General features: G+C 38.4%; 10 protein-coding genes. 7 read left to right on the top strand and 3 right to left on the bottom strand.

Annotated features, from left to right (window positions below; translation table 11 throughout):
- Nucleotides 1-45 precede the first annotated feature (45 nt).
- The 5 genes from ISP73_03690 (at nt 46) to ISP73_03710 (ending at nt 7,671) form a co-directional block, all read left to right on the top strand.
- Nucleotides 46-2,523, top strand: coding sequence for a TonB-dependent receptor (locus ISP73_03690; GenBank protein ID MBL6657689.1), 2,478 nt, complete (start codon nt 46-48; stop codon nt 2,521-2,523).
- Between the two features lie 49 nt (nt 2,524-2,572).
- A complete protein-coding gene (locus tag ISP73_03695) occupies nt 2,573-3,553 on the top strand; it encodes a N(4)-(beta-N-acetylglucosaminyl)-L-asparaginase (protein MBL6657690.1) in 981 nt (326 codons plus the stop codon).
- A 4-nt stretch (nt 3,554-3,557) separates the two neighbouring features.
- Nucleotides 3,558-4,475 carry an ROK family protein gene (locus tag ISP73_03700; protein MBL6657691.1) on the top strand — a complete coding sequence of 306 codons (918 nt, stop codon included), beginning with the start codon at nt 3,558-3,560 and terminating at the stop codon, nt 4,473-4,475.
- 2 nt (nt 4,476-4,477) lie between these two features.
- Entirely contained in the window at nt 4,478-7,351 is a 2,874-nt protein-coding gene (locus ISP73_03705; protein MBL6657692.1) for a GH92 family glycosyl hydrolase, read from the top strand.
- Nucleotides 7,352-7,425: 74 nt separating this feature from the next.
- The gene (locus tag ISP73_03710; GenBank protein MBL6657693.1) at nt 7,426-7,671 is read left to right on the top strand and encodes a hypothetical protein; all 246 of its coding nucleotides are present in this window, start codon (nt 7,426-7,428) and stop codon (nt 7,669-7,671) included.
- 5 nt (nt 7,672-7,676) lie between these two features.
- On the opposite strand, the gene ISP73_03715 is transcribed toward ISP73_03710, so the two are convergent.
- From ISP73_03715 to ISP73_03725, 3 genes are all read right to left on the bottom strand, one after another.
- Nucleotides 7,677-8,090, bottom strand: a complete 414-nt coding sequence (locus ISP73_03715; GenBank protein ID MBL6657694.1) for a CBS domain-containing protein — start codon at nt 8,088-8,090, stop codon at nt 7,677-7,679.
- A gap of 123 nt (nt 8,091-8,213) precedes the next feature.
- Entirely contained in the window at nt 8,214-9,653 is a 1,440-nt protein-coding gene (locus tag ISP73_03720; GenBank protein ID MBL6657695.1) for an aldehyde dehydrogenase, read from the bottom strand.
- A gap of 11 nt (nt 9,654-9,664) precedes the next feature.
- A complete protein-coding gene (locus ISP73_03725; GenBank protein ID MBL6657696.1) occupies nt 9,665-10,447 on the bottom strand; it encodes an SDR family oxidoreductase in 783 nt (260 codons plus the stop codon).
- Between the two features lie 56 nt (nt 10,448-10,503).
- Between ISP73_03725 and ISP73_03730 the strand changes: the two genes are divergently transcribed.
- Together ISP73_03730 and ISP73_03735 are read left to right on the top strand one after the other, a co-directional pair.
- A complete protein-coding gene (locus ISP73_03730; GenBank protein ID MBL6657697.1) occupies nt 10,504-11,031 on the top strand; it encodes a 3-hydroxyanthranilate 3,4-dioxygenase in 528 nt (175 codons plus the stop codon).
- Nucleotides 11,032-11,040: 9 nt separating this feature from the next.
- Complete coding sequence (locus ISP73_03735) at nt 11,041-12,084, top strand: amidohydrolase family protein (GenBank protein ID MBL6657698.1); 1,044 nt, start codon at nt 11,041-11,043, stop codon at nt 12,082-12,084.
- The last annotated feature ends 13 nt before the right edge of the window (nt 12,085-12,097 follow it).

Here is a 12,097-nt window from a genome sequence, read left to right on the forward strand (position 1 = left end):
TTTTGAGCCTATTAAACTTGTGTACAAAAAGGTTATTTTTGTACCATGCGAACTAACCTAACAATCTTACTTTTATTTATAGCCTCTTTGGTATTTGCCCAACGTCCAGATATGGGTAGCTTTGGAGGCAAAAACGCCGCACTTCATAACGGTCAAATTAGCGGTAAACTTGTCGATGCCAAGTCAGGCGAAGAACTCCCTTTTGCCAATGTTCGATTGTTCCGTAAAAACGATATACTGATGGAAGGTACCATCACGGACGAAAAGGGCTCTTTCCAATTCAATAAACTAGGATTAGCTGATTACTATTTTTTAGTTAACTATATAGGCTATGAGGAGAAGCGTGTAGAAGTATCCTTAAATAAAAATAAAACCTTTATCTATCTCAAGAAAGTTAAAGTTGAGCCTGGTGTAGTAAACCTCAAAGAAGTATCCATTAATGAAGATAGACCCGTCTACGAAAGTAAAATGGAAAAGATTGTTTACAATGCAGAAAACGATCTTAACGAAGGCTTAGATGACGCTACAGATGTATTGCGCAAAACCCCATTGCTTTCAGTAGATTTAGAAGGTAACGTTAATTTAAGAGGCTCATCAAACATCAAGTTTTTAGTTAATGGAAAAGAGTCTACTTTCTTTTCAGGATCATCAGCAGACGCCTTACAAATGATACCTGCCGAACAAGTCAAAAGTGTTGAGGTAATTACCAGTCCAACCGCAAAATACGATGGCGAAGGAGGAGCGGGAATTATCAATATTATTACTCAGCAAAAGCAAATTTCAGGTTTTAAAAGTACGATTAATGGATCTGTTGGAACACGTGTCAACAAACAGTCCCTCGACATAAACTATGGAAAAGGGAAATTTGGCTTTTCTGCTCGAGCACGAATTCGTTACGGATGGCCACTTAGTGGTGAACAAACCTATCATAGATTTAATTTTGCGGATGCAACCACACTGACTAAAAATGCTCAAACTAAAGGGCAGTGGATTGGTTTTGGCGGAACATCGGAGATGTATTACGACATTAACCCTTACAATAGCTTAGTAACGAGCGTGCAGTTTAAAGGAAATAGACAAACAAATACTGAATGGGCAAACGATAGTCTTTACACCACTATCTTAGATAATGAGTTTTTAGACAATTTAGCCTATCAAATTAGTGATACAAGCCGCTATACCGATTCAAAAAACCTCATGTTAGGTTATGAATGGACGACAGATTATGTTAAAAAATTTAGTGACCACGAAGACCGTGAGTTGAGGTTAGCTTTTCAGTTAGGCGGGGACGTTTCTGACCAAGATAACTTAGTATATCAAGATTATTTTGATGGAAGCCCAACAGATAGCATCATAAATAAAAACGATGGAAGCCCACTGTCTTACACCTATCAGTTAGACTATACTCATCCACTAAAAGACAAGCACACTATTGAAGTAGGAGCAAAGTATATCAACAGAAATTTAGTTAACGATTATTCTACTTTACAAGGATCATCTTACTTACAGCCCTTAGAGCAGTTTGACTATACTCAAAATGTAGCTTCACTCTATCTGTCTACCAAATGGGAACTCACAAAAAAATGGGGTGCAGTAGTGGGCTTAAGAGCTGAAAACACTCTAATAACTGGACAATGGAATTCTAAAATTGACGACTCTTGGGTGAGAAATAGTAAAGGGCAGTTTGAAAATGAATACACTACACTATTGCCTAGCTTTATTTTGTCAAGAAAGATAGACATGACGAAATCCATCAAAGCCAGTTACAGTAAGCGTATTTCAAGACCTGGAATGAGGTATATAAATCCAAACACTTCTTACACAGACGCATTTTCACAGGACGAAGGAAATCCTTATTTGAAGCCAGAATTAACGCACCAAATAGAGGTAGGCTACAACAGCTTTGCTAAAAAATATAAAGGCAGCTATTACCTTTTTGCCAAACAAACTTATGACTTAATAGAATCCAATGTTAGTTTAAATGGCGATACAGCCATTACCTCTTACCAAAACTTAGGAGAAAACTTGTCAATAGGGGTCAATTATTACGGCTCTATTACTTTAGGAGCAGCCAATTTACGGGCAGGCTTTAACCTTTACACCTATCAAACCACTTCAGATGATTTGGGGCGAATACTGTTCAATTGGAATATGGGAGGGAATTATGACATTGGAAAAGGCTACAAAGCCGAGACCTTTGGTTTTTTCCGTCAGCCTAATCAAACGGCTCAGGGATATGTACCAGGATTTTCAATGTTTTCATTTGGCTTCAAGAAAGAGTTTAGCAACAAAAAAGGCTCTATTGGTTTGAGGTTTGTTGAACCATTCAAAAAATACAAATCCTTTGAAACAGAACTTCAAGGTGATGACTTTTACCTGTATAGCAATCGAAATACGGTCTTCCGTTCTATTGGAATTAGCTTCAAGTATACCTTTGGTGAGTTGAGGTTTGATGCCATTAAAAACAGAACGAACATCCGTAATGACGACATTAAGCAAGGCGGCGAGAGCGGAGAATTTTAGACTTTAAAAAAGAGTCTTAAATTTGTTAGGTATTATTACCTTCCGTAAAATGAAAGATAGACGCCACTTCTTAAAAGGAACTTTGCTCGGAGCTGTTGGAGCTCTACTACTACCTAGAACACTTCCATTTAATTCACAGGAAAAATCTAATCCAAATTCACGAGAAGGGTTTCCTATGGTAATTTCTACATGGAATCATGGTTTGGCATCCAATGAGGCAGCTATGCAACTTTTGAATAAAGGAGGAAAAGCAATAGATGCTGTAGAAGAAGGCGTTAAAGTCCCTGAAGCAGATCCAGAATCAACTAGTGTTGGTTATGGCGGATTGCCCGATAGGGATGGGCATGTCACCTTAGACGCTTGTATTATGGACCATAATGGAAATTGTGGAGCAGTGTCTTTTTTAGAACACATAAAGCACCCTATTTCAGTTGCCAGAAAAGTAATGGACGAGACACCTCACGTAATGCTTTCAGGAAAAGGAGCATTAGACTTTGCCATACAACAAGGCTTTCCAAAGGAAGATTTACTCACAGAAAAGTCTCGTCAGCGTTGGGAAGAGTGGAAAAAAGATGCCAAATACAAACCCATTGTGAATGTTGAAAATCACGACACCATAGGACTATTGGCTCTTGATAAAAATGGAGATATTTCTGGTGCCTGTACGACATCTGGTCTTTCATGGAAAATGCACGGTCGTGTAGGCGATTCACCAATTATCGGAGCAGGGATGTTTGTAGACAATGAAGTTGGCGGTTGTTGTGCCACTGGAATGGGCGAAGCCGTCATGAAAACCTTAGGTTCATTTCTTGTTGTGGAGCTTATGCGCCAAGGAGGATCACCGCAAGAAGCATGTGAAGAGGCCATAGCCAGAATTGTTAAAAATCAAAACTATAAAGAAATGCAAATTGGCTATTTAGCAATTAACAAAAAAGGTGAACACGGAGCATATGCCGTACACCCTCATTTTAATTACGCATTACATCAAAACGGAAGCAATCAATTGTTAGATTCACCATCTCATTTATAACCCCATTAAAAAAAACATGAAAAAAGTGTGTGCAGGAGTAGATATTGGCGGAACGAATACTGTCTTTGGATGGGTCGAATCCAGTGGAGAATTTATATACAAAGGCAGTGTAAAAACTCAAGATTTTGATACCCCAAAAGAATTGGTAAATGTCGTTTGCCATCAACTTTTAAGCAACCTTAAAGAAAATGAAGCCGTTGCAGTGGGTATAGGGGCTCCAAACGGTAATTACTATAATGGAACTGTAGAGTTTGCTCCAAACCTTAATTGGCCCGATTTCGTCCCTTTAAAAGACTATTTCCATGAATTTTTTGATATGCCAGTGTTAGTGACAAATGACGCAAACGCTACAGCATTAGGCGAAATGGTGTATGGTAGTGCCAAAGGAGTCAATAATTTTTTGATGGTTACATTAGGAACAGGATTGGGCAGTGGTTTTGTATCTAGCGGTCAATTGGTTTATGGTCACGATGCTTTCGCTGGAGAATTAGGGCATGTGATTGTTGAGGAGAACGGACGTCAGTGCGGATGCGGAAGAAAAGGCTGTTTAGAAACCTATGCATCAGCTACGGCAATTAGCAGAACAGCTTTGGAAATGACGGATCAAAACTACACCTCAGCACAAGTCTTTGAAGAAGCCAAAAAGGGGACTAAATGGGCTTTAGAAGTTTTTGATTTTACAGCCAGAAAATTAGGTTTAGCATTAGCAAATGCCGTAGCCATAACTAGTCCAAGGAAAATATATTTATTCGGCGGACTAGCTCAAGCCGGAGACCTATTATTCAAGCCTACTAAACAGTATATGGAAGACAATTTATTAGCCATATACAAAGGAAAAATTGAACTATTACCTTCCGCTTTAGAAGGGGTAGACGCTGCAATTCTAGGCGCTAGTGCTCTAGCATGGAAAGAAATAAGTTAAGTATGAAAAAATACATTTGGTTATTATCAGTATTCGTATTGTCGTGTCAGACAACAGAAAAACGTTTAATAGATTATGTTGATCCATTTATAGGAACTGGGGGTCATGGACATACATATCCAGGTGCAGCTACTCCCTTTGGAATGGTGCAGTTAAGTCCTGATTCAAGACTGACAGGCTGGGACGGCTGTGGTGCTTATCATTACACGGATAGCGTTATATATGGATTTTCTCATACGCATCTCAGCGGCACCGGTATTTCAGATTATGCCGATGTTTTGCTGATGCCTACCACTGGCGATTTACGATTAGTAAACGGAGCCGATGGGAATCAAGGGTATGGCTCATTATTTTCTCACGATAGAGAAAAAGCACAGCCGGCCTATTATCAGGTTTTTCTAGAAGATTTTGCTATTGATGTTGAGCTTACAGCGAGCCCAAGAGCAGGTTTTCACCGCTATACTTTCCCCAAAAATGAAAACGCACAAGTAGTCTTGGATTTAGACCATAGAGATAAGCTAATAGATGTTCATTTAGAATTGGTAGATAGTCTTACCATTAAGGGTTATCGCCATTCAACTGAATGGGCAAATGACCAACGGCTTTTTTTTCACGCTCAGTTTTCATCACCCATTCTCAATAATACCTTCAGAGAAGACAGTTTAGTTGTAGGCTTAGACTTTGGAAAACTTGACAAGCCCTTACTTGTAAAAGTGGGCATTTCTGCTGTTGACATGCTAGGGGCAAAGAAAAACGTAGAGTATGAAATAAACCATTGGGATTTTGAAAAAACAAAACACCAATCCCAAAGTAAATGGGAAAAAGCACTTTCAAAAATTCAAGTATTTGATAGAAAAGAAGACGATAAAACAATCTTTTATACCGCCCTTTACCATTCCATGCTCAATCCCAATTTATACATTGATGTTGACGGCAGGTACAGAGGGATGGATATGAATATTCACCGAGATACGACCGATAACCATTACACTATTTTTTCGCTTTGGGATACTTTTAGAGCCACGCACCCTTTGTTTACAATCATTGAGCAGAAAAGAACAAACGAATTTATCAGAACCTTTTTAAGACATTTTAAGGAGGGCGGCAAACTACCCATTTGGGAGTTGGCGGCAAACTATACCAATTGCATGATTGGCTATCATGCCATTCCAGTTATTGCAGATGCTTATGCTAAGGGTTTAAGAGAATATGATGTCAATGCAGCATTTGAGGCGATGTTACATAGTGCAAATTTGGACAGTGACGGACTTAAGTTTTACAAAAACAAAGGTTTTATTTCGGCAAGTGATGAGCCTGAATCGGTGTCTAAGACCTTAGAGTATGCTTATGACGACTGGTGTATTGCCATGATGGCGGACTCTCTGAATAGGCAAAAAGTAGCAGATGAATTTTACTTACGGGCTCAATACTACAAAAACCTATTTGATCCATCATCGAGTTTTTTCAGAGCTAAAGTACCATACAATTGGTTTGGACCTTTTCTTCCAGAAGAAGTCAATTTTAACTACACCGAAGCCAATGCTTGGCAGTACTCTACATTTGTGCCACAAGATGTAAACGGACTTATTGAGTTAATGGGAGGAGAGAAGGCTCTAGAGCGACACTTAGACAGTCTGTTTTCAACCAACAGTAAAACTAGCGGAAGACATCAAGTCGATATCACAGGACTTATTGGTCAGTACGCTCACGGTAACGAGCCGAGTCACCATATGGCGTATTTGTACAACTATGTCGGAAAGCCACATAAAACACAAGAGCGTGTCCGACAAATTATGGAAGAGCAATATACTATTCATCCTGACGGACTTTCTGGCAACGAGGATTGTGGGCAAATGTCATCTTGGTACGTCTTGAGTGCTTTGGGATTTTATAGCGTTACTCCTGGCCTGGATTATTACACCATAGGTACCCCTATGTTTTCCCAATCACACATTAAAATAGAGAACGGTAAAACCTTTATCATAAGAGCAGAAAAATTAAGCGATTCAAATAAGTACATACAGTCGGCCGTATTAAATGGAAAGCTATTGAATACCTCCTTTATCCGTCATGCTGATATTATTAATGGAGGCGAATTACTGTTTATTATGGGCGATGAGCCTAGTGATTGGGGCGCGAAATACCCTCCTATTTCTTCAATACGTCAGCCACAATTAACGGCTATACCTTATTTCGAAGCCGAAAGCCAAACATTTACAGACAGCATCCAAGTTAAAATAGCTAGTGTGCAAGAAGCGGCAATACATTATACCCTAGATGGAAGTATACCTTCTCAACAATCAGAGATATATACAGAGCCCATTATTTTGTTTGACAATGCAACAGTTAAGGCAAAGGCTTATTCAGAAAACGGAATAAGTAAAGATATTTCCACCTCATTCTTTAAGATTGATGGTAGCAGAAGTATTACCATTCAAAGCGAGTATGCCAACCAGTATGCTGGTTCAGGAGAAAAAACCCTAATTGACTACTTAAGAGGAACAGGCAGTTACCGAACCGGTGATTGGCAAGGCTACCGTGAAGATTTAGAAGCTACTGTTGATTTAGGAAAAGTTAGCTCAATAAACCGATTAGCTTTGGGTTGTTTACAAGATATAAAGTCCTGGATATTCTATCCGCCTGAAGTAGAGTTTCTAATTTCAAATGATGGCATTAATTACACCTCAGTTGCGACCATTAAAAACACTTTTTCTGATAAAGAATACGGTTCCTTTCATCAAGATTTTTCAACAACACTATCAGCCTCAGCACGATATGTTAAAGTAAAAGCGAAAAACTATGGCATTTGTCCTGATTGGCATTTAGGAGCAGGAGGGGTCACTTGGCTTTTTGCTGACGAGCTTATTATTAATTAGTTAACCTTTATTTAATCTTCTTCATACATTCTATTAATAATAATGCAGCAGATTTGAACTGTAAAAATTAAACTATGTATTGGAAAGATGAACTCGATGCCCTGTATCAGAAGAACAAATACGGGAAGCGGCTTTGGAAAGAACTAGTAGGCAACCAAGTCGAATTATTATTAAAAAATAACCTTAGACAAGTAGGGACTATACTCGAAGTCACTGATAATGATGGAGAGATGCATCTCAAATTTGAAATAAAAACACCTAATACCACAGTGTTATTGAAACACCACGATATTAAGTATATAGATCCTTTTTTGAAATAGAAAATCTAAAACTGATCTACTAAATATTTAATTAAATCAGTAGTGGTAACGATGCCTACCAATTTATCTTTTTCTAAAACAGGTAGAGAATGAAATTCATTTTTTGATAAAATGGTAGCAACATCATAAATGGTATCGTCTTTTTGTACCACTTTTACATCTTTTGTCATGACTTGCTCTATGTTCAGCCCATCATAAAGCGCTGTAGTAAGCTCATCTCCATCAACGGTATTGACAAATGAAATTTTCTGTAAATCAACTTTACTAAGCATACCAATTACCTTATCTCCTGACACAACTGGGACATGGTGAATGTTTTTATTCTTAATGATATCGCTAACCTCACGAATTGATTGGGTTTTGTTGATGGTAATTATATCGCTTGACATAATCTTTGAAATAGGTGTTCTTTTTTTCATTAGTTTAATTTTTTATGAGTTAATAAATACATTAATCACAAATAAAATTGAAAGGTTAAGAACAAGCTTATTTCATACACTAAAATACGAAATGACCCCAATAGAAACATGATTTAAATCATACTATATTTTTAAGCAGACGTTTTTAGGTTCAGTAAAAAACTCTAGAGACTTGAAGCCGCCTTCACGACCAACACCTGAATCTTTCATGCCACCAAAGGGAATACGCAAATCGCGCATCATCCACGTGTTTATCCAAACTATTCCGGAGTCTATTTTTGCCGCTACTCTGTGTCCTTTACTAATGTCTTTAGTGAAAATACTTGCTGCTAAACCGTAGCGGGTACTATTCGCCATTTCAATGACTTCTTCCTCATTCTTGAAGGGCATAATACTAACAACTGGACCAAAAATTTCTTCTTGATTGGTACGGCACAGATGGTCTAAGCCTTCAATAATAGTTGGCTCTATATAATAGCCTTCATTTAATTCACCATCAAGAATAAGTCGATTTCCACCACACAAAATATGTCCCCCCTCATTTTTGGCGACTTCAATTTTTTCAAGGATTTTGAACATGTGATCTTTAGATACAACTGCACCTAGATCATTATTTTCTTTAGGATTGCCAACTTTTAGTTGTTTGGTTTTTTCAACAAAAGCAGCTTTAAATTTTTCATAAATACGGTCTTCAATAAACAGTCTAGAGCCGCAAAGACAAATCTGTCCTTGATTTCTAAAAGAGGCTTTTAGAGACATTTCTAGAGCATCTTCAAAATTGGCATCTGCAAAAATGATATTAGGGTTTTTTCCACCTAATTCTAAAGACAGTTTCTTGAACATAGGAGCTGCCACTTCGGCAATTTTTGCCCCGGTGACTGTTCCGCCTGTGAAGGATATGACTGGCGTATCTGGATGACTAGTGATAGCTGCACCTACCTTGTGTCCGTAACCATGAACAATATTTAGCACTCCTTTTGGAAAGCCAACTTCTTGACAAATTTCAGAGAGTAAATAAGCAGTGTATGGCGTTACTTCAGAAGGTTTTGCTACTACCGTATTTCCTGCCGCTAGAGCAGGTGCTATTTTCCATGTAAATAGATAAATGGGCAAGTTCCATGGCGAAATACAACCCACTACGCCAATAGGTTCACGCAAGGTGTAGTTTATAGCTTCACCGTCCATATCGTGCATTTGGGAAGCAAAGTGTAGCGAAGCTGTTGCGAAAAAACGTAAGTTTTCTGATGCTCTTGGGATATCTACTTGCTTGGCAAGCCATTCAGGTTTACCATTATCTTTACTTTCAGCCTCTACCATTTCGTCAAAACGTGATTGTATGCCGTCGGCTAATCTCATGAGGTGATCGTGTCTCTCTTTCTTGCTCAGTCCACTCCATAATGGAAAGGCTTTTTTGGCAGCAACTACAGCCCTTTCAACATCTTCTTTGTCGCTATCGGGAACCAATGAAAATACGTGACCATTAACAGGGCTTTCATTTTCTATGTATTCTCTAGAATGAGGCTCAATAAGTTCTCCGTTAATGTAGTTCAGTAATTTTTTCATTGCGTTTTAGTTTAAAGCGTTCCAGTTCTTCCGCCGTCTACAGGCACATTAATTCCGTTAATATAGCTTGCTGATGGGGAACATAAAAAGGCGATAGCATTTGCGACTTCTTCAGCTTCACCAAAGCGGTTAGCGGGTACAGATGCCAACATGCCATTTGCTATTGAGTCTTCGGAAGTATTTTGAGCACTTGCCTTTTTTGTGATTAAAGTTTTGAGCCTATTGGTATTGGTAAAGCCAGGCAATACATTGTTGACTGTAACACCAAACTGTCCAACTTCGTTTGCCATAGTTTTTGCCCAACTGGCCACTGCACCTCGAATGGTATTAGAAACGCCCAAACCATTGATAGGTACTTTTACAGAAGTGGATATAACATTGACGATTCTTCCATAGTTAGCGGCTTTCATGTTTGGCAAGACTGCTTGACTTAGAATTTGATTACACACCAAGTGCATTCTAAATGCAGCTTCAAAGTCATCTGTCCTTGCCTCAGAAATAGGTCCTCCAGCAGGCCCTCCAGTATTATTGATGAGGATATGGATGGAATGGCTTTCCAATTCTTTAGCAACCGATTTAACGCTTTCAACATCTGAAAAGTCAGCACAGAAATAAGCGTGTTTTTGTCCCTTTGAAGTGTCCAGTTCACTCAGAACATCTTGAAGAGTGGAAGCATTTCTTGCCAAAAGAAAAACGGAGGCTCCCATCTTAGCTAGGGCTAAGGCTGTGGCTTTGCCAATACCTTTGGTACTACCACAAACAAGAGCATTTTTATTAGATAAGTCTAAATTCATAAAGCCAAAAATAGCCAAATTTGTGTAAATTGCTTGACGAATCAAATTCAATACCTATGTCATTCAAGCAACCGTTTAACTTACACCAGTGGATTGAGGAGAATAGAGATTTACTCAAGCCACCAGTCGGCAATAAAAACCTTTACGTTGAAGCAGGAGACTTTATAGTCATGATTGTAGGAGGGCCTAATGCTAGAAAAGATTATCACTTCAATGAAAGTGAAGAATTATTTTATCAGATTCAAGGAGATATCAATGTGCGCATCCAAGATGAAGGGAAGGCTGTTGATATCCCTATCAAAGAAGGGGAGATGTTTTTATTGCCTTCAAACGTTCCCCACTCGCCTATGAGAGGTGAAAATACCGTAGGTTTAGTTATTGAGATGGTCAGAAAAGATAATATGTCGGACGGTCTAATGTGGTTTTGTGATAAATGTAACCACAAGCTGCACGAATACCGTTTTCCATTAATAAATATTGAAAAGGACTTCCTAGGTCGATTTAAAGATTTTTATTCGTCTAAGGAGCTTAGAACTTGCGATAATTGTGGACACGAAATGGAAGCTGACGAAAGGTATATTTAATTTTATAGCATGCGAATAAACGGACATGGACATATATTACCTGAACCTTCACAGATTCCCAAATTTCTGAAGGAAAAGAAGCTTTTTTGGATTGATGATGACAAAAAGTTTATGCGACAAGGAGATTGGTCTAGACCAATCAGTGGTCCTAGTTTTTTCCTTAAAGAAAAAATAGAATGGATGGATCAAAATAAAATTGACCACGGCGTAATGTTGTGTTTATCTCAGCTGTACTGCAATGGTTGGAAAAAACAAGATTGTGTTGACGCTATCCATTTTCAAAATGATTTTAATGCTTCTTTACAAAGTGAATATCCAGAAAAGTTTACATGTGGCTTTGTAGTTCAACCTTTATACATGGACCATGCGCTTAAAGAGATTGACCGCTGTGTAAACGAACTAGGCTTAAAGGTGCTTTGTTTGCCTACCCATTTTTTAAATGCGAATGGTGAATGGCTTTCTACTGCAGAGTCTGATGTAGACCCAATATTCGAATTAGCTAATAAATATGGATTGGCTGTTCAAATCCACCCTTACGACGGTGAGAAAATGATTGCCTTAAAAAATCAATACTGGCGGTTTCATTTAATTTGGATGATGGCACAATGTGCGGACACCCTTCACCTTTTTACCCTTAGAGATTTACCAAATAAATACCCCAATATACGTACGAGTTTTGCTCACGGCGGAATGTTAGGCATTGCCAATTATGGCAGAAGAATACAAGGCTTTGACGGGCGTCCGGATATCTTCAAAGAACTCGAAGACCCTAGAAAAACATTAGGACACAAAAACTTGTATTTTGATACTTTGGTACACGATTCTCACACCCTAGAACTACTTAAAAAGCGGGTGGGAGCAAGTCAAATACTGATGGGTTTAGATGACCCTTATCCATTAGGAGAAATGGAAGGTATAGGAACATCATATCCTGGCAGAGTTTTGGATTATGCAGTAGAAATTGACGTTTTAACAGAACAGCAAAGAAAAGATATTTGGCACAAAAATGTGTTGGACTGGTTGGGCATAAAAAAGTCCGATTTTTTGTTATAAATAAATTACATTT

The organism is Flavobacteriales bacterium, assembly GCA_016779935.1.
In the GTDB taxonomy this organism is placed as follows: domain Bacteria; phylum Bacteroidota; class Bacteroidia; order Flavobacteriales; family UBA7312.